The following is an 18,615-nucleotide window of genomic DNA, read 5'->3' on the forward strand; positions in this document are numbered from 1 at the left end:
GAGACACGGAGATCACGGAGATTCGATACGCGACCGCCTTGTAGCCCTGTCCTTGCTGCTCCTCCGTGATCTCCGTGTCTCCGTGAGAGCCCTTCTATGCCAGGGGCAAGACAGCTCCGGTCGATGTCGAGGCCGCAAGTCCGGCATGGTTCTACCGGTCGCGGTCATGCTGTGTAGCTTTGCTGCACACGGCGTTGCCGAGGTCGCGGTGACCTGGCCCGAGCCCCTCTACAACCCCAAGCCCGCGCCGGAGGACGTCGTCGTCCCGCTGCCGTGCGGCGGCGCCATGGCCTTCCGCCCGGTCGGCACGGCGGGCACCGGCCCGCTCGCCGATACCGAGGTGGAGCTCGGCAGCGAGACCGAAAGCCAGGGCTATGCCGAGCATCGCTATCTCGATCATCTCGCCGGCAGCTTCGAGGCACCGGACGGCGAGCGGCGCCGTTTCCTGATCGGCAAATACGAGGTGACCGCGCTGCAATACGACACGGTCCTTGCGGCCGCGTCCGGTGCCGCCTGTCCAGAGCCGGGCAAGGGCGCGACGGCGCGACTCCCCAAGGGCGGTGTCGGTTGGCACGATGCGCTCGACTTTGCGCATCGGTATTCGCTCTGGCTGCGTGCGCAGGCCGAGGCGATCGCGGAGTGCGACGCGACCGCGACGCCTTGTCTGCCGCGCGCCGACGGCGTGCCTGCCTTCGTGCGCCTGCCGACCGAGGCGGAGTGGGAGTATTCGGCGAGGGGGGGCGATCGGGTCAGCCCGGCCGTGTTCCGCGAGATGCTTTATCCGATGCCGGACGGGCCTGCGCGGCATGCCTGGTTCAACGAGAACGCACAGGGGCAGGTGCGTCCGATCGGCGTGCTCGGCGCGAACCCGCTCGGCCTGCACGATATCATCGGAAACCTCGAGGAGTATGTCCTCGACCCCTTTCGGCTGCACCGGGTGGAGCGTCGCCACGGTCAGGCCGGCGCGGCGGTGGTGCGCGGCGGCAGTCTCCATTCCAGCGCGGAGGATCTGCGCAGCTCGCTGCGGCGCGAGGTCCCCTTTTACGACGATCGCGGTGCCGTGGGGACGGCCGACACGGGTTTCCGCCTCCTGCTCGCGGCCCCTGTGTTGACCTCCAACGAGCGCATCGACGCCGTGCGCGTCGCCTGGGAGCGGCTCGGCAGCGATGTCGCACGCCCGCAAGAGACGCCACCGCCGCCGCGTCCGGTGCTGTCGGATCGTCCCTTCGAGGACCCGGTGTTGGAGCTGACCGCACTCGCCCGGGCGAGCGGCGAGCCCGAGATGAAGCAGCGCCTGGAGCGGCTGCGCAGTGTCGTCGCCGGGACGAACCAGCGGCTCTACGAGCAGCGCGCGCGCAGTGCCCGCGAGGCCCTGCGCTTCGGTGGACTGCTGTGCGAGAAGCTCTCGGTCGAGGGTTACAACATCGACCTGCTTCGCCGGCGCTTCGACCTCTGCAAAGAGAACGAGGACGCCGAGCATCCGCGCTGTCGTCGCCTCGCCGAGGATCTGGCGCGCGACGATGCGGTGCTGGATGCGAACATCGGTGTCTATGCCGACTCGATCGTGCGCACCGCGCAGACCTATCCGGACGATCTGGCCGTGCTCGCCGCCGAGCTCGGTGGTTTGACCGACGAGCTCGCGACGCGGGGCTACGGGGAGCTGGCGGTTTATCCCGAGCGATTCCATGCGCAGGTCGTCGACTATGCGCGCTCGGGTGCGGTCGCACGCGTGGATTGGTTTCAAGGGTGTCGCGCACTGCGCTGATTCGGGAATGCCACGCCGGCACGCGGAGGGCCTCGTTTCGGTCTACACTCACCCCCGGACATGCAAGGTCGCAACCCATCGGAACCACACAACGGAGTACGCAGATGCCGATCGAGAGTCGCACGGGTCGGAACCTTCTCTATTTCACCCTGGCTCTGGCGCTCGTCCAGACAGGCTGCGCCACCACCTCGACGAGCAGCGGAGGGTACGGCGCAGGCGCACCATTAACGCCCGCCGAGCAGCGCATGCGCCAGCAATCCTCCCAGCTCGACGCCAAGACCTCGCTCCAAGGCTGCGCGGCCGGCGCGGTCGCCGGCGCCTTGCTCGGGATGTTGTCGGACGGCAAACGCAGCAACAACATGATGATCGGTGCCGCCGCGGGCTGTGCCGTCGGACTGGCGGCCAACGCCTATGTGCAATCCAAGCGGCAGCAATATCAGAACGACGAGCAGCGTATCGCCGCCATGACCGCGGACGTTCGCGCGGAGAACGCGCGTATCTCGAGCCTGATTGCGACCAGCGAGGAGGTGATCGCGGCCGATCGCAAACGGCTCGCGCAGGTCAACGCGGCCTATCGCAGCAAGGCCATCTCGAGCGAGCAGGCGCGGCGTGATCTCGCCGGGGTCAAGGCCAATCGCGATCAGATGCAGAGCACGATCAATTCGCTCAAGACCAAGCAGCAGGACTGGGTGGACATCTCCAACCTCGAGCGGCAGTCGGGGACCAATACCGCGCAACTGGATCAGGAGATCGGTGTCCTGAAGAAGCGCATTTCGGGACTGGAGCAGGAGGTCGCGCTCATGGACAAACAGATCAACGCATCCCCGGTGGCCGGGTAAGTGATCATGGGTATCGAGACGATTCGAATCGCCGGCGTGTCGCTCGCGCGCCCCGTCCTCGTCGCCTGCGCCGTCGCTTTGGCGGCAAGTATCGCCGGCTGTGCCACGACGCCGGGCGAGTGTGACCCGACCGCACGCGATTTCTTCAAGAACACCGGATGTCTGGCGTCCGGCGCCTACGGCGAGCGTCAGCGCGCCATGCAGGCGACGCTCGACCAAGAGCAGCGTCTGAACGCCTCCTTCCGCTCGGTGCTCTCCGAGCTTCAGGCCGAGCAGTCCAAGGTGAAGGGCGAGCTGAGCAGCCGGCAAGCCGACTATGCCCGGCTCGATGCCGCGTGGGGCGATCTGAAGCGGAGCCTCGCCGCCGAGACCAAGGCCAACCGCGCGCTCGCCGACCGGGTGTCCGCGATCGACAGCAGCGTGCAGTCCCGCAAGGCCGCCGACGCCGGCACCGATGTAGCCGCGAAACAGGCGGCCCGGGACGACCTCAAGCTCAAGGTCTCCATGCTCGAGAAGGAGTTGGCCGCGGGGGTTTACGAATAGCGACGATCCGCGCCGGTGTCGGGCGATCGGGGCGTCGGCGCGGGAGCGTGGACAAGCGGCGCCGGGTGGACAGGCGCCGTAGGGTGGACAAACGCCGTAGGGTGGACAAGCGCCGTAGGGTGGACAAGCGCAGCGCAGTCCACCAGCGCCAGTGCCGGCGCGAGACTCGGTGGACGTCGCTCTCGCGCGTCCAGCCTACCGCCCCCGGTGCTCTTCCTGCATCTCGCGCATCAGGAAATAGTTCAGTGCCGTGCGGATGACCACGATGGCGCCGAGCTTGCCGATCTGATCCCAACTCGGCGCGACCGCGGTGGACAGGATGTCGGCGCCGACCTGAAACTCGAGCGCCAAGGCCAGGTAGCGCGCCAGCGTGAGCCGGATCGGGTTGTAATCCCTGATGCCGGACGAGAACAGGGCGCGGATGAACTGGTAGGTCGCGACGAGCACGCCGATGCCGATGATCAGTGCCCCCATCGCCTCCACACCGAGCTTCAGCCATAAGACCCCGGTCAGCACCCACTCCTCGACGCCGAGCGCAGCCGGATCGGGAAGCCAGATGCCCGACCCCGACCCCGGAAGACCCTCGAGGCCCTCGCTCATTCCTCGACCGGAAAACCGTAGGGCGGGGCCTCGAGCCGCACCGGCGGGCCGTCTTCGCTGAGCTTGACCTCGCCTGATTCGGCCGCCTTGATCTCCACGACCGCGAGCAGCGCATAACGGCCTTTGTCGACCGCGCTGGCGGCGACCACTGTTCCGCTGCCTTGCTGCGAGGTGCTCTCGGGCGAGAAGAGCGCGTCGCCCGGTCGCGGGGGGCTATCGCTCTCGACCTCGCCGATGTACATCCGACGTTTGAGCTTGCCGAGATATTGCATCCGAGCCACGACCTCCTGGCCGGTGTAGCAGCCCTTGTGGAAGCTGACGCCGTCGATGAGCTGCATGTTGGCCATCTGGGGGACGAAGGTGTCGGCCGTTTCGTTGTAGACGCTCGGGATGCCGGCGCGGATGTCGAGGAGTGTCCAGGCATCGCTGTTTGCCGGCGTCGCTTGGGCGCGCAGTGTGTCCCAGTGCGCGCGCAGCGGCTCGGGCGGGCCGATGATCTCGATGCGCGGCGTGGGTCCCGGCAGGCGAATCACGGCGATCCCGTCGCCGATGGCGAGACCGTTCTCGGACTCGGGCACCGGGAGTCCGCAGGCGCTCACCGCCCCGGCTGCACAATCGCCGGCGATCGCGATGCGGACCAGGTCGTCGCTCGCATCCTCGATGCTCACGCGGCTGCGCAGCACGAACATGCGCAGGCGTTTGAGGAGGTCCGGGACGCGTTCCGTCGGCAGTTGGAGATAAAAGGTGTCGCCGATCCGCGCGACCAGGAAGTTGGCCAGCATGCGACCCTTCTGGCTGCAGTGACTGCTCCACTGCACATGGCTCTCCGAGAGTTCGCGCAGATCGTTGCTGAGCTGACCCTGGAGGAAGCCGAAGGCGTCCTCGCCCCTTACGGCGAGGAGCCCGAAATGCGAGAGATCGAAGAGGCGACAGCCGTCGGCCGTGTCCGCGCCCGTGGCAGGGAAACGGGGGATGCCGTCCTCGTCGATCCGAGCGGAGCTTGCGGTGAGATGGTCTCGCCAGACTGGATGCATGCTGAATTACCTCGGGCTGAATTCCGTGAGGCCGCACGATGCTGCGTCGAGAGGCGGCCGGTTCCGGTATCATAACCAAAGGTGCCGCGAAAACCGCGCTCGACAGGGATCGACCGCGCAAGGCCGAATGAGATGGATGCACGGGAGATCACAGCAGCTTGTCGACATATCAATGCAGTCCGCCGGTCAATAGCCTGGTGCTTTACAAGGTTCGCCCCGCACGCGTCGTCAGCGTGGGGGAGAAGATCGAGATCGAGCTCGACGGCGGGCACAAACGCGTTCGACCGAAGGATGTCGCGCTTCTGCACCCGGGTCCGCTGCATCGCTTGGCCGATCTCGCGCCGCAAGAGGGCGAGCTGCACGCGGCCTGGGAGCTGCTCGAGGGGTCAGAGACCAACCTCAAGGATCTTGCCGAGCTGGCGTTCGATGCCTTCACGCCGGCGACGGCGTGGGCAGCCTGGCAGTTGGTCTCCGAAGGGCTGACCTTCAGCGGGACCCCCGAGCAAATCCAGGCGCGGCCCCGCGAGGCCGTCGAGCGGGATCGTGCGGAGCGCGAGGCCAAGGCGGCGGAGGAGCGCGATTGGCAGGCATTCCTCGAGCGCATGGCCGCCGCTGCGCCGGCCCCCGAGGATCGGGACCGACTCGGCGAGATCGAGCGCCTGGCGCACGGGCAGTCCGAGCACAGCCGTATCCTCGCCGCGCTGGGTCATCAGCCGACCCCCGAGAACGCCCATCGCGCACTCGTGCAGGTCGGCTACTGGCCTACCAATCACAACCCGTATCCGGCGCGCTGCGCGGTCCCGACCCGGGATCCCGACCTGCCTGTACCGTCGCTGATCGAGGAGGATCGGCTCGACCTGACGCACCTCGCGGCCTACGCCATCGACGACGAAGGCAATCAAGATCCGGACGACGCCATCAGCGTGGACGGCGATCGACTCTGGGTCCATGTCGCGGACGTCGCCGCACTGATCGATGCCGAATCCGAGATCGAGCGCGAGGCGAGGGCGCGCGGGGCGAACCTGTATCTTCCCGAGGGCGTGGTCAACATGCTGCCGGCGCAGGTCACGGATGAGCTCGGGCTCGGGCTGAAGCCGATCTCCCCGGCGCTCTCCTTCGGCATGCTGTGCGACGCTCAGGGCGAGATCCGGGACATCCAGGTGCATCGCACCTGGGTTCGCGTAGAGCGTTTGAGCTATGACTGGGTCGAGGAGCGCCTCGACGAAGGCCCCTTTGCGGCTATTCGGGCATTGGTCGAGCCCTTCCGTGCCCGTCGTCATGCCGACGGTGCGACCGGGTTGGATCTGCCCGAGGTGAGCATCCGGGTCGAAGACGGCCAGGTGCGGATTCGACAGCTCCTGCGGCTCGGTAGCCGAGCCATGGTGACGGATGCCATGCTCATGGCGGGGGTGGCCGCGGGGCGGTTTTGTCTGGAGCGCGGGATCCCGATCCCCTACGCGACTCAGGCGCTACCCGAGGGACTCGATACCGCCACCGATCTCGCATCCATGTACGCACGTCGCCGACGCTTCAAGCCGACCCGCCTGACGGGTGTGCCCGATCTGCATGCCGGGCTCGGGCTTCCGATCTATACCCGCGCGACGAGCCCGCTGCGCCGTTACTCGGATCTCTTGGTGCACCAGCAGATCAGGGCCGAGCTGACCGGACGATCCGGCCTCTCGGAAGAGGAGGTCACCGCACGCGTGGCGCAGGCGGAGCTTGCCGCAGCGTCCGTTCGACGCGGCGAGCGGCTTTCCAATCAGCACTGGAAACACGTCTTTCTGCGCGAAAATCAGGCGTGGCGAGGCGACGGTGTCGTCGTCGATCTCGACGAGCGACGCACGACGCTGCTGATCCCGGAGTTGGCGCTCGAGGCCCGGGTACGCACGCGCGATACCCCGTCTTTGAACGATCGAGTGCGCCTTGCGGTTACCGAGGTCGATGTCCCCGGACTCGCGTCCGGGTTTCGTGTGCTCGGGTGATCTTAAACCGCGCCCAGTGTGGTATGCGCAGTTTGTTGAATGGGCTTGGCCGCGCCGGCTCCGATCATCGTCGGATCCGGCGCGGTTTAAGGTATTAGAAAATATAAGATTCTAAACCGCGTCTCCGCCAAGAGCCGTGTATGCACCCAAGGTCGAGCCCATGCGACAGTGAGCACTTTGCTCTGGGCGTGGTTTAGCTCGGGGCCGATCCGTATCTCGCCAGGGACCGGTTTCGCCAGGGACTGGCGGGTGTTCGGTTCGCAGGGTCCGACATCGCCTGTCCGCGAGCAACGTATCGCTGCTCGCGGACAGGCGATGCACGGCTCCCGTCAGGCGCCCCAGCGCCGGACGGCACCTGTGTCGAGGTGGACGAAGTCGGAACGACGGTAGTAGCCGACGCCGCCACGACCGAGCGCGATGGCCGCATCTCGGATGTATCGGGTCGGAAGGTCGGGGAAGCGAACATCGATGGCCTGACCGGTCAGGTGCAGGCTGTTTTTTGCGACGCCGCCGGAGGTCTCCCGGAGCATCTTGTTCGTGCGCGGCGAGCGATATCCGCTGAGGACGTCGAAGCGGGCATCGACATCGCCGAGGTGGATCTTGACATCGTAGAGCAGGTCGAGCAGTTGAGGATCGATCGCGACCTGATCGCCGGTGCGGAAGTCACGGAAGAAGTGATTGACTTCCTGCAGCGCACTGCGCTGGTAGCGATCCCCGACGCGATACGTGACCGCGATCTTCTCGTCGGTATGCAGGTGGTTGAATGCAAGAACGCGCGGGCGTTCAGACGGTTTCTTCGCGAAAGCAGGTGCGGCGACGGCAGACAAGGCAGCGCCTAAAAAATAACGTCGATTCATGTTCCCCCCGGTACATTGGACGTTTTCGCCTTTCGGCAAGGCGAGAGTATAGGAAGTGATCGGGGAAAAGCAATAGAAATTTGTCATGGTTGTCGATGCGAATCGTAACTTAAGTCTTTGCAAAAGATAACAATGATAAGAGTCTGTTGAAAATATTTATTTTTTTATGAGTTAACAGATCACCTGATTCGGCACGAAAGGCGTCTTTTGACCGGATTCGCGGACTTTTCGAGCCGTGTTCCGGGCTCGCGCCATCGACTCTCCGTGCTCGTGTGCATTGGCCTTCAATTGGTCTATGCTCATGCTGCGACGTGTTGTTTCGGGTGCATCGGTGCGGCGAATCGCCGGCGTGTTCTTCTGCCGTCGAGCGGGGCGGGGCTGACGTGCACGGCCATCCTGCACTAGGATGACGGCGGTCGGGCCGCGCTTGGCTGCGTGACGGTCTGGCCGAGACCTTTGCCGCGACAGCTGGGGGATCCCGATGCGGGGCGCCATGCTCGCACGCATCGGATCGGATTGGTTCCAGAACAAGGATCGAGGTCGATTCGTCGGAGGCAGCGAGCCGGTGTGCTGTCGTGTCCGGTCATTCGACGGGGGGAAGAGATGCGAGGATACGTGCTGACCTTCGTGGTCCTTTTGGCCTGCTGCGCGGCGAGCGCCGCTCGGGCCGATGTCTACAAGTACGTCGATGCCGCGGGGAAGGTGTACTTCACCGACGCTCCCATGAAGGGGAGTCAGTATCGGCTCGAGTGGCAACGCGCCTCCAAGAAGCTGGTTCGCGAGAACAAGGCGAAGTCGGCCGGCCTCGACCAGCGCAAAACGCCATTGAAGAAGGCGGCGCCCATCACCGGATCGCTTGCGACGCGCCGCGCGACCTACGAGACGCTGATCGCTGCAAACGCGCGCCGCTACGGCCTGTCCCCTGCATTGATCCATGCCGTCGTGCGGGCCGAATCGGCCTACAATCCCAACGCCGTGTCGCGGGCCGGGGCGCAAGGCTTAATGCAGTTGATGCCCGGGACGGCGGCCCGATACGGGGTCACCGACAGCTTCAATCCGGTCGAGAATATCCGCGGCGGGACGGCTTATCTGCGCGATCTGATGGACATGTTCGATTGGGATCTCGAGCTTGCCCTGGCCGGCTACAACGCGGGCGAGGGTGCCGTGATCAAGCACGGGCGCAAGATCCCGCCTTATGCGGAAACACAGGCTTACGTGCGCAAGGTGCGTCAGTTTCTCTGGGCGGAGAAGGACGTCGGCACCGGCGTGGTCATGTCGGTTCGCTGAGATCCGGGCGAGACTGCCGGCCGCAGGTCCGAGTCGGCGTCCGGTGCGGGCTAGTCCTCGCCGATGACGCGATCGTCGCGCGGCGTCGAGAGCAGTTTTTCCGCCTCGCCTTGTTGGCGTGCGAAGACGAGTCGGTACTGGACCCCGCTCCCCGTACCTTCTTCCTCGCGGCGGCGGCGCACCAGTGTGCGCGCGTCTTGATAGCATTCGATGGTGTCGACGTATTCCAGCTGCAGCGGCGGCGAGATCTTGTAAACGAAGTAGGGCATGGTCGGGGTATCCTTCGCGATGTCTGTTTTCCGGGTTTCGGTCGATTGCTCGTGGCGGAAAATGGGCCCGTCCGCGCGGGGCGCAAGTCTAGCGCAATCGACGCCTACCGGCGTCGACTCGAGTGCAAGAGAATTTGTTCGTTGCATAAAGATCCTCTGGGCAAGGGGTTTCAAGGTCCGTGGTATGGTTTTAGCGATCGGTGGAGCGGGTCGGTCGTCCCGGTACGCGCGCCGCGAGCGGATCGGGTTTCCGCGCCATGACTGCCGGCCGAAATACGGTCGCGTCCGGTAAGATGCGAGCCGGCCTCGCACACGAACCCCGACGACGCCCGACAAGAACGCAGTTCCCTCAGTCGTCTCATCGTCCTCCTCGGTCGAACATCGACAGGCGCGCGATGGGCCCCACCATGAGAGGCAAGAGAAGATGATCAACCCAGTCGGTTCCGAAGCTTTGAAGCCCTTGTTCGTCTACGATCCGGATGCCCACCACGCATTGATGCGCGAGGCCGAGACGCTGCCCTCGGTCATCATCAGCTCGCAGGCGGCCGCCAATGCCGTGATGTTGGGTGGCGGGTATTTCAGTCCGCTGCCCGGCTTTATGAGCGTCGCAGACGCCATTGCCGTGGCGGAGGGGATGCGCACGACCGACGGTCTCTTCTTCCCGGTCCCCGTACTCTGCCTGCTCGAGAGCGCCAACGGCATCGCCGGTGCCGGTCGGATCGCCTTGCGTGACCCCAATGTCGAGGGCAATCCGGTCCTCGCCGTGATGGATGTCGAGGCGATCGAGCAGGTGAGCGACGCGCAGATGGCGCTCATGACGGAAAAGGTCTACCGCACTGCGGATCCGGAGCACCCGGGTGTACAGACCTTCAACAGCCAGGGCCGGTTTGCGGTTTCGGGACCCATCCAGGTTCTGCATTTCTCCTACTTTCAGGACGACTTCCCGGACACCTTCCGCACCGCCGTGGAGATCCGCAACGAGATCGCCGAGCGTGGTTGGAAGCGCGTCGTCGCCTTCCAGACCCGCAACCCCATGCACCTCGCCCACGAGGAGCTGTGTCACATGGCCATGAAGCGGCTCGACTGCGACGGCCTGGTGATCCACATGCTGCTCGGTAAGCTCAAGCCCGGCGACATCCCGGCACCCGTCCGGGATGCGGCGATCCGCAAGATGGTCGAGCTCTATTTCCCGCCCAACAGCGCCATGGTCACGGGATACGGATTCGATATGCTCTATGCCGGGCCGCGCGAGGCGGTGCTGCATGCCTACTTCAGGCAGAACATGGGTGCGACCCACTTCATCATCGGCCGTGATCATGCCGGTGTCGGCGATTACTACGGCGCCTTCGATGCCCAGACGATCTTCGACGAAGAGGTTCCCGCAGACGCCCTGCAGATCGAGATCTTCAAGGCAGATCATACCGCTTACTCGAAAAAGCTTAACCGGGTTGTGATGATGTCCGAGGCGCCGGATCACAGCAAGGAAGACTTCGTCCTGCTGTCCGGAACCAAGGTGCGAGAGATGCTCGGCAACGGGATCGCTCCGCCGCCCGAGTTCTCGCGACCGGAGGTCGCGCAGATCCTGATGGATTATTATCGCTCGCTCGATTGAGCCGACTTGCGGACGAGCCGCGTTGTCCGCAGGGTGCCGACGCACTCGCGCGGACAGCTCCGTTGCGCGCCGAGAGGATTCAGGCAGCGGATTCCTAAACGATAACCAAAGGGTGCCGGCGCAGGTGTGGTTGATTCCTGCGCGGCCGAGAGATCAATGTCCACCTCCAAGCTTTCGCACGCGACCAGGCCCCCGGATGTGATGTCGGGGCGCGAGTCCACCCTCACGCTCGTCCTCTTGACCCTTGCGACACTCGGGATCGGGCTGCTCTTTGCGCTCGATCCACGCTGGGGCTACGACGAGGCTTGGCACCTCTACCTGAGCACGCTCGCGCCTTGGACCAAGGCACTGGAGGAGGGCATCGTCGATGCCCATCCGCCGCTGCACCATCTCCTGCTCATGCCGATGGCACGTTTCGGCTCGGATCCCTTCTGGTTCAGGCTGCCGTCGGTCTTGTCCGCCGTCGCGACCGTTCCGCTCTGGTACCTGCTGCTGCGGCGTCTGCGTGTCGTCCCGGAGATGGCCTTGCTCGGGGTGGTCTTGCTGATCACGAGCTTCGCCTTCCTCGAGCTTGCCGTCTCGGTGCGCTCCTACAGCTTCGGACTGCTGTTTTTGGTCATCGGTCTGCTCGCGGCGACGACGCTCGTCCCGCGAAACGCCTCGGGCGCGAACGGTCTCGGGGTCACGCCCGAACCGCAGCCGCTGATGGCCGCGTTGGCGCTGACCATCGCTTTTGCCTTCATCTACTCGGCACTCTTCGTCACGCTCGGTTTGATCTTGGCACTGGCGTCGCTGTGGGCCGTGCGGGCCGGACGTCGCTTTTTTCGCCCGCTTGAATGGATTCGGACTTGGCGCTTTCTGGATTGGACCGCCTTCATTGTCCTCGTCATCGGCGCAGTCTCGGTGCTCTTGTGGTTTGCACTCGGGTACGGACGCGGTCGCGGGGCCGTGGCGCCGATGCATCTGGAGTCCTTCACCCTGTGCGAAGGCGATTCGATTCTGCAGTTCGCCTGGTGCGGTCTGGTCGGCAACGCCGCCTGGCTGACCCCGCAGTTTCCCGCGACCGATCCGGGGCAGATAGTCGCCGTGGCATTGTTCTGGACGGCTGCTGCCGTCGTGCTGGTTGCCGCCCTATGGCGGCGACAGGGCGCGCGGGTGCTGATGGTGCTGACGGCCGTGATTGCGACCCTCCTGGTCTTTGCGGCGGGGGTCGTCGGTGCCTATCCGTTCGGTGGACTCATGCGGCATCAAGCGATGCTGTTGCCGCTCTATCTGGTGATCATCGTCTTGGCGCTCGATCTCGTCTGGTCGCGTCTGCGCTCCCCTCGCCTGCAGCAGGTGTTCAGCCTCGCGGTGGTCGGATTCGCCCTGTTCGGGCTCTTCCGTGCCCACGCGACCGATCCCGTCGGCGAGGCCCACACCGGGGGAATGCGTCCCGAGATCGCGGCCGCCTTTGCGTGCGATTCAGGTCAACCGGCCGTCTACATCGAAGGGCAGGTGTTCTACCCACTTTATGCCGCGGCCCATGCCAAGGGGATCGCATTCCGCAACACCCTGACCGAGCAAGACGGCGTCCCCGTCGAGGTGCCCTACGCAACGGGCTGGTTCAACGGCTTGATCCATCCGCGGGATTGGGACGTCTTCACGATGAAGGACGATTGCGGTTCCGATCGCATCCTGATCAGAGACCGTCGGCGCTGGACCTTGCCCGCGGACCCCGACGCAGGGCTCGCGGCGCAGCTGGAGGCATTGAAATCGGCGCTCGGGGTTGCGTCCGTGCAGTTGATCCGTCTCCCGCCGGAACCGGAGGATGCCGCGTCCCAAAGCGGAACGACATCGGCGGAGCAGACTCCCTCCGCGCGCTGCCCCATTCGTCGCTAGTCCTGCTTCGACTGCCGGGCCTTGTTCACGAGCCCGGCCACCCAACCCATTGGAGCCCTCGTGACACCGCTCCGGCGGTGTCACGCTTCTCTTGGCGCTCCGCGCCACGTGCCGCTCTGGCCGGATTTATGAACGAGCCCGACCGCCGGAACGCGAACGCGGCGGAGACTCAGGCGCGATCGTCCAGGCCGGCAATCCGAGCGGACGCCGGGATTCAATCAAGTACAGCAGGTTATCGCAGATTCTTCTTATAAGAAGGATAAACTGCGTTGCGTGCCTTGGAAAAATTGGCGAACTCCATCGTCACGCTCGCCAGCTCGACGCCCGAGAAATCGGCGTTGGTGACGTCGGCGCGGCGCAGGATTGCACCCCCCAGCACCGCGTTGGTCAGGTCGACGTCGGTGAGGTTGGCGTTGCGGAAATTGGTCTCTTGAGCCGACACGCTGCGCAGCTTGGATCCGCGCAGATCGGCACCCTCGAAGTTGGCCAGATTGATGACCGTGAATCCGCCGGGCAGGGCGCTGGTCAGGTCGGCCTCGTGCATGCTGGCGCCCGCAAGATTCGCGTCGTTGAGGTGACAGTCGCGCAGGTCCGCACCGCAGAGATTGGCCTCGCGCAGGTTGGCGCGGATAAAGAGCGCCTTGGGAGCGACCACGTGACACAGATCGCTGCCCTGAAAGTCCGTATCGCGCATATCCGCATGGGCCAGGTTGGCGCCTCGCAGGTCGGCGCGTCTGACGTCGGCATGTCGCAGATCGGCGCGCTCGAGGTTGGCCTTCGAGAGGTTCGCGCCGTTCAGTGTCGCCGCACGCGAGGGCCGCTCCGCGCCCAGGTGGGCCTGCGTCAGATCGGCGCCGCCGAGGTCGGCGTCGGTGAGATCGGTCGCGACCAGAATGGCGTCGATCAGCCGTGCGCCGCTCAGCAAGGCGCCGACCAGATCGCTCGACTCGAGGTTGGCGCTCGAGAGGTCGGCGCCGCGCAGATCTGCGCCGTTCAAGTGCATGTCACGCAGGTCCGCGCCTGCAAGGGTGTCCGCGTCGATCCTTTCGAGGACCTGTCCAGTCTCGCGATGCTTGATCTCGAACATCTTGCCCATCCTCCGTCGTTGTTGTGTTTTCGTTGACCGAATCGCCGCAGCCGACCCGCTAAATCTAACAGAAGCCGCTGAATCGAGGGATGACCTTTGCGCTTCTGCATCGATCGACAGCTTCGGAGTTGATGGATACCATCGTTGACCTTGCCGCGAATGTTGCTCGGCCGGGAGGATAGGGCGCCGCGACAACCCTTGTGTCCGAATCCGGGAAACGGGATTGCAAAGGCGAAAAGACCACAACGAAAGCCAGGGCTCGGGGTCATGCGATCGCCTTGGCCACTAGAACGACACCACCATCAGGAGACACCATTGAAGATCGAGACCCTTGCGATTCACGCCGGTTTTGCGCCCGACCCGACCACCAAGGCGGTCGCCACCCCCATCTATCAGACCACCAGCTACGCCTTCGACGATACCCAGCACGGCGCCGATCTCTTCGACCTGAAGGTCGCCGGCAACATCTACACCCGCATCATGAACCCCACCAGCGACGTGCTCGAGCAGCGCGTCGCCGCGATGGAAGGCGGGGTCGGCGCCTTGGCGCTGGCCTCGGGGATGGCCGCCGTGACCGACGCTATCTTCACCATCGCCCAGGCCGGGGACAACATCGTCGCGGTCTCGACCCTCTACGGCGGCAGCTACAACCTCTTCGCGCACACCTTGCCTCGGCTCGGCATCCAGGTGCGTTTCGCCGCGCCCAACGACATCGAGGGCATGGCCGCGCTGATCGACGAGAAGACCAAGGCGGTCTTCTGCGAATCCATCGGCAACCCCGCCGGCAATGTCGCGGACCTGCGCGCGATCTCGGACATGGCCCATGCCCATGGGGTGCCCGTCATCGTCGACAACACGGTGCCCACACCCTATCTCTGCCGCCCGTTCGAGCACGGTTGCGACATCGTCGTCCACGCCGCGACCAAATATATGGGCGGACACGGCACCACGATCGGCGGCGTCCTGGTCGACTCGGGCAAATTCCCCTGGGCCGAGCACGCGAGCCGCTTCCCGATGCTCAACGAGCCGGACATCTCCTATCACGGCGTGGTCTACACCGAGGCGCTGGGTGCTGCGGCTTACATCGCCCGCGCCCGTGTCGTGCCGCTGCGCAACATGGGCGCGGCCATCTCGCCCTTTAACAGCTTCCTGATTTTGCAGGGTATCGAGACGCTGCACGTGCGCATGGACCGGCACTGCGAGAACGCGGTCGCGGTGGCCGAGTACCTCAAGGCGCAGCCGCAGGTCGAGTGGGTCCGCTACGCCGGTCTGCCGGACAGCCCGGATTATCCGCTGGTTCAGAAGTACATGGACGGCGGGAAGGCCAGCTCCATCCTCTCCTTCGGCATCAAGGGCGGACGCGAGGCCGGTGCGCGCTTCATCGACGCACTCAAGCTCACCGTGCGTCTGGTCAACATCGGCGATGCCAAGACACTGGCCTGTCATCCGGCGACCACCACACACCGTCAGTTGTCCCCCGAGGAGCTAGCCCGCGCAGGCGTCTCCGAGGACCTGATTCGCCTGTCGATCGGCATCGAGCATATCGACGACATCATCGCCGATCTCGAGCAGGCACTGGCGGCGGCGGGTTAAACCGCGCCCGGTGCGGTATGTGATGTTTTGGATGGGATCGGCCCCGGCAGACCTTGCGACCGCTGGAGTCGGCGCGGTTTAAGATATTGAAAAATTTATCATCTTAAACCGCGTCAGCTCCGACGCTGGTGGATTCCCTTAAGGCCGATGGAGTTCGACCACCATCCAAATGACCCCTGACGTGGTTTAATGATGACGCGTATCACGGCATGGTTCCCGCTCTGGGCACTCTCGGGCGCGCTCTTCGCCTATCTCTTCCCGGAAGCGCTCGTCGGGCTCAAGCCGGCGATCCTGCCCTTGCTCGGCCTGGTGATGTTCGGGATGGGCGTCACCCTGACGCTGGATCAGTTCGCGGCCGTCCTGCGCCGCCCCGGTCTCGTCGGGCTCGGGATGGCGCTTCAGTTCGGCGTGATGCCGCTCGCGGCTTGGTCGATCGGCATGGCGATGGGTTTCTCGCCCGAGCTGCTCGCGGGCCTGATCCTGGTCGGGACGGCCCCTGGCGGGACGGCCTCGAATGTCGTCTGCTATCTCGCCAAGGGCGATGTTGCACTCTCCATCACGCTCACCACCGCCTCGACGCTCGCCGCCGTCCTGCTGACGCCGGCCTTGACTTGGCTCTATCTCGGCGAGACGGTCCCGGTTCCCGCCCTGGAGATGCTGATCTCCATCGCGCAGGTCGTCCTGGCCCCCGTGGCCTTGGGCCTTCTCGTCAACCGCGTGCTCGGCGCCCGGATCGAACCGGTCAAGGCGGTCTTCCCGCTCATCTCGGTCGCCGCGATCGTCCTCATCATCGCCATCATCGTCGCACTCAACGCCGGCAATCTCGCGCAGGTCGGCCTTGCCGTGGTGATCGCGGTCGCGCTGCACAACGGGATCGGGCTCGCCGCCGGCTATTGGTCGGCACGTCTGCTCGGTCGGGACGAGACCACCGCGCGCACGCTGGCGATCGAGGTCGGGATGCAGAACTCCGGACTCGCCGTCGCCCTCGCGGTCAAGTTCTTCGGACCGGCGGCGGCCTTGCCCGGCGCTGTCTTCTCGATCTGGCACAACCTCTCGGGTGCCGCGCTGGCGTCTTGGTGGGCGCGTCGAGCCCCGCGCGATTACGTCCCGCAACAAGGAATACATGGACATGGCGATACCTGATTTTCAAAGCATTATGCTTCCTCTACTGCGATTCTGCGCGGACGGCAACGAGCACACGAATCAGAAGGCACTGGAAGCACTCGTACAGGAGTTCCAACTGAACGAGGATGAGCAGAAAGAGCTTCTGCCAAGCGGTCAGCAACGGGTGATCGACAACAGAGTTGCTTGGGCGCGAGCGCACATGAAGATGGCGGAGCTGCTGGAAAACACGCGGCGGGGTGTTTTCCGCATCACGGATCGGGGCCAGGATGTCTTGAAAGGAATGCCTTCGGAGATCAACCTCCGCCTTCTTCGGCAGTTTCCGGAGTATGTGGCCGCGCGTGATAAGCGTAAGGAGAACCCCGGTGATCAGGACTGTTCGGACTTTGAGGAGCGGGAGGGCAAGACGCCTGCAGAGCAGCTCGAGGCAGCCTACCAAACGTTGCGCGAGAATCTTGCAGCCGAAATCCTTGCTCAGCTCAAGGGTGGCTCCGCGATGTTCTTCGAGCGTGTTGTGGTCGAGGTGCTCGTCAAGATGGGATACGGTGGATCACGCAAGGACGCTGGAGAAGCCATCGGGCGAAGCGGAGACGAAGGAATTGACGGCATCATCAAGGAAGACCGTCTCGGGTTGGACATCATCTACATCCAAGCGAAGAAATGGGAAGACCCCATTTCCCGACCGGAGATCCAGAAGTTTGCGGGCGCACTCCAAGGTAAGCGCGCTCGTAAGGGCGTTTTCATCACGACTTCGCGATTTTGTGAAACGGCGAAGGAATTTGCCGCGAATATCGAGAACAAGATCATCCTGATCGATGGGCAGCAGCTTGCGCAGTTCATGATCGACTTCGGGGTCGGCGTCGCGACCGACGCCGTTTACGAGCTCAAGCGGCTAGACTCGGATTATTTCAGCGACACTTGAAAGCGGCGCAGCCCCGCGCCGGACGGAACGCCTCGTCAAATCGGATGCGGCATCGCCCCGATCTGCGCCAAGTCTCGGGCCTCGGAATCCATCCCGAACGCTGAGCCCTCGCGAACCGTCCGGTTCCGTCCCCATCTAATCGGCATGAAAGGATCCGGCACGGTGCCGGGTCTCTCTGATGTGCGATCCCGCGCCGACGGGCGTGGGCACCAATTCCCGAATACCGGAGACGACATGCTGATCAAGAAGCCCGCAGACATTCTACCCTCCGAGATCACGCCAGAGCAGGTGTGGCAGCGCCGACGTGAGTTCTTGAAGGCGTCGGCATCCGGGATCGGACTCGCGGCGCTGGGGTTGGCCGGCACCGCGCCGTCTCGGGTGCTGGCGGGGGATGCGATCCCGAATATTCAGCCGAGTCCATTGAGCACGAACGAGCCGCCGACGAGCCTCGACGACATCACCAGCTACAACAATTTCTACGAGCTCGGCACGGACAAGGGCGATCCGAAGGCCAACGCCAGGTTTCTCAAGCCGCGCCCCTGGACGGTGACGGTCGACGGCGAATGTGCCGCACCGGGCGAGATCGGGATCGAGGACATCCTCGCGTCCTTCACGCAGGAAGAACGCATCTATCGTCTGCGCTGTGTCGAGGCGTGGGCCATGGTGGTGCCCTGGGTCGGATTCCCGCTCGGCGACCTGCTCAAGCGCTTCGAGCCAACCTCCAAGGCCAAGTATGTCGCGTTCGAGACACTCTATGATCCGGAGCAGATGCCGGGACAGAAGCGTCGCGTGCTCGACTGGCCCTATCGCGAAGGGCTGCGGATGGACGAGGCGATGCACCCGCTGACGATCCTCTCCACGGGTCTCTACGGCGAGCTGCTGCCGAACCAGAACGGCGCGCCATTGCGCTTGGTCGTCCCTTGGAAGTACGGGTTCAAGAGCATCAAGTCGATCGTGCGGATCAGCTTCACCGAGAAGGAGCCGCCGGCGACCTGGAACCGCATGCAGGCGAACGAGTACGGCTTCTATGCCAACGTCAACCCGGCCGTGGATCATCCGCGCTGGAGCCAGAAGACCCATCGCATGATCGGCGACGGCTGGCTGGCGAAGAAGCGCGAGACACTGCCGTTCAACGGCTACGGCGATCAGGTGGCCGGGCTCTATGCCGGGATGGACCTGAAGCGGTTCTTCTGATGTTCGATTTGCTCCGGAATCCGCCGTG

The 18,615-nt window shown here is 64.6% G+C and carries 16 protein-coding genes; 11 read left to right on the plus strand and 5 right to left on the minus strand.

Features of this window, described 5'->3' with window-relative positions:
* Window positions 1-145 precede the first annotated feature (145 nt).
* From THIMADRAFT_RS08275 to THIMADRAFT_RS08285, 3 genes are all read left to right on the plus strand, one after another.
* Window positions 146-1,765, plus strand: a complete 1,620-nt coding sequence (locus THIMADRAFT_RS08275) for a formylglycine-generating enzyme family protein (protein ID WP_007192556.1) — start codon at window positions 146-148, stop codon at window positions 1,763-1,765.
* 104 nt (window positions 1,766-1,869) lie between these two features.
* Complete coding sequence (locus THIMADRAFT_RS08280) at window positions 1,870-2,604, plus strand: YMGG-like glycine zipper-containing protein (protein WP_007192557.1); 735 nt, start codon at window positions 1,870-1,872, stop codon at window positions 2,602-2,604.
* A 6-nt stretch (window positions 2,605-2,610) separates the two neighbouring features.
* Complete coding sequence (locus THIMADRAFT_RS08285) at window positions 2,611-3,147, plus strand: hypothetical protein (RefSeq protein WP_007192558.1); 537 nt, start codon at window positions 2,611-2,613, stop codon at window positions 3,145-3,147.
* A gap of 195 nt (window positions 3,148-3,342) precedes the next feature.
* Here the strand turns inward: THIMADRAFT_RS08285 and THIMADRAFT_RS08290 are convergent, their stop codons facing one another.
* Window positions 3,343-3,747: a DUF1622 domain-containing protein gene (locus THIMADRAFT_RS08290; protein ID WP_007192559.1), complete on the minus strand. Its 405-nt coding sequence runs from the start codon at window positions 3,745-3,747 to the stop codon at window positions 3,343-3,345.
* A complete protein-coding gene (gene ygfZ / locus THIMADRAFT_RS08295; protein WP_007192560.1) occupies window positions 3,744-4,781 on the minus strand; it encodes a CAF17-like 4Fe-4S cluster assembly/insertion protein YgfZ in 1,038 nt (345 codons plus the stop codon). Before ygfZ ends, THIMADRAFT_RS08290 begins: the two co-directional genes overlap by 4 nt.
* Before the next feature lie 158 nt (window positions 4,782-4,939).
* Between ygfZ and THIMADRAFT_RS08300 the strand changes: the two genes are divergently transcribed.
* Window positions 4,940-6,763 carry an RNB domain-containing ribonuclease gene (locus THIMADRAFT_RS08300; RefSeq protein WP_007192561.1) on the plus strand — a complete coding sequence of 608 codons (1,824 nt, stop codon included), beginning with the start codon at window positions 4,940-4,942 and terminating at the stop codon, window positions 6,761-6,763.
* 329 nt (window positions 6,764-7,092) lie between these two features.
* Here THIMADRAFT_RS08300 and THIMADRAFT_RS08305 read toward each other — a convergent pair whose 3' ends face one another.
* Window positions 7,093-7,620: a YcbK family protein gene (locus tag THIMADRAFT_RS08305; RefSeq protein WP_040730606.1), complete on the minus strand. Its 528-nt coding sequence runs from the start codon at window positions 7,618-7,620 to the stop codon at window positions 7,093-7,095.
* Window positions 7,621-8,223: 603 nt separating this feature from the next.
* Here THIMADRAFT_RS08305 and THIMADRAFT_RS08310 point away from each other — a divergent pair.
* Window positions 8,224-8,907: a lytic transglycosylase domain-containing protein gene (locus THIMADRAFT_RS08310; RefSeq protein WP_007192563.1), complete on the plus strand. Its 684-nt coding sequence runs from the start codon at window positions 8,224-8,226 to the stop codon at window positions 8,905-8,907.
* A 50-nt stretch (window positions 8,908-8,957) separates the two neighbouring features.
* On the opposite strand, the gene THIMADRAFT_RS08315 is transcribed toward THIMADRAFT_RS08310, so the two are convergent.
* The gene (locus THIMADRAFT_RS08315; RefSeq protein WP_040730417.1) at window positions 8,958-9,176 is read right to left on the minus strand and encodes a hypothetical protein; all 219 of its coding nucleotides are present in this window, start codon (window positions 9,174-9,176) and stop codon (window positions 8,958-8,960) included.
* Window positions 9,177-9,600: 424 nt separating this feature from the next.
* On the opposite strand from THIMADRAFT_RS08315, the gene sat reads away from it, so the two are divergent.
* Window positions 9,601-10,788 carry a sulfate adenylyltransferase gene (sat, locus tag THIMADRAFT_RS08320; RefSeq protein ID WP_007192565.1) on the plus strand — a complete coding sequence of 396 codons (1,188 nt, stop codon included), beginning with the start codon at window positions 9,601-9,603 and terminating at the stop codon, window positions 10,786-10,788.
* Between the two features lie 156 nt (window positions 10,789-10,944).
* The gene (locus THIMADRAFT_RS08325; protein ID WP_007192566.1) at window positions 10,945-12,669 is read left to right on the plus strand and encodes a hypothetical protein; all 1,725 of its coding nucleotides are present in this window, start codon (window positions 10,945-10,947) and stop codon (window positions 12,667-12,669) included.
* A 232-nt stretch (window positions 12,670-12,901) separates the two neighbouring features.
* On the opposite strand, the gene THIMADRAFT_RS08330 is transcribed toward THIMADRAFT_RS08325, so the two are convergent.
* Window positions 12,902-13,756 (minus strand): pentapeptide repeat-containing protein, encoded by an 855-nt coding sequence (locus THIMADRAFT_RS08330; RefSeq protein WP_007192567.1) that lies wholly within the window; start codon window positions 13,754-13,756, stop codon window positions 12,902-12,904.
* Between the two features lie 315 nt (window positions 13,757-14,071).
* Here THIMADRAFT_RS08330 and THIMADRAFT_RS08335 point away from each other — a divergent pair, with 315 nt between their 5' ends.
* The 4 genes from THIMADRAFT_RS08335 (at window position 14,072) to msrP (ending at window position 18,587) form a co-directional block, all read left to right on the plus strand.
* The gene (locus THIMADRAFT_RS08335; RefSeq protein ID WP_007192568.1) at window positions 14,072-15,349 is read left to right on the plus strand and encodes a bifunctional O-acetylhomoserine aminocarboxypropyltransferase/cysteine synthase; all 1,278 of its coding nucleotides are present in this window, start codon (window positions 14,072-14,074) and stop codon (window positions 15,347-15,349) included.
* Between the two features lie 189 nt (window positions 15,350-15,538).
* Window positions 15,539-16,492 (plus strand): bile acid:sodium symporter family protein, encoded by a 954-nt coding sequence (locus THIMADRAFT_RS08340; RefSeq protein ID WP_007192569.1) that lies wholly within the window; start codon window positions 15,539-15,541, stop codon window positions 16,490-16,492.
* A complete protein-coding gene (locus THIMADRAFT_RS08345) occupies window positions 16,479-17,393 on the plus strand; it encodes a restriction endonuclease (protein WP_007192570.1) in 915 nt (304 codons plus the stop codon). The genes THIMADRAFT_RS08340 and THIMADRAFT_RS08345 overlap by 14 nt, the downstream gene beginning before the upstream one ends.
* Before the next feature lie 234 nt (window positions 17,394-17,627).
* Window positions 17,628-18,587 (plus strand): protein-methionine-sulfoxide reductase catalytic subunit MsrP, encoded by a 960-nt coding sequence (gene msrP, locus THIMADRAFT_RS08350; protein ID WP_007192571.1) that lies wholly within the window; start codon window positions 17,628-17,630, stop codon window positions 18,585-18,587.
* Window positions 18,588-18,615 lie beyond the last annotated feature (28 nt).

This window comes from Thiocapsa marina 5811, from assembly GCF_000223985.1.
In the GTDB taxonomy this organism is placed as follows: domain Bacteria; phylum Pseudomonadota; class Gammaproteobacteria; order Chromatiales; family Chromatiaceae; genus Thiocapsa; species Thiocapsa marina.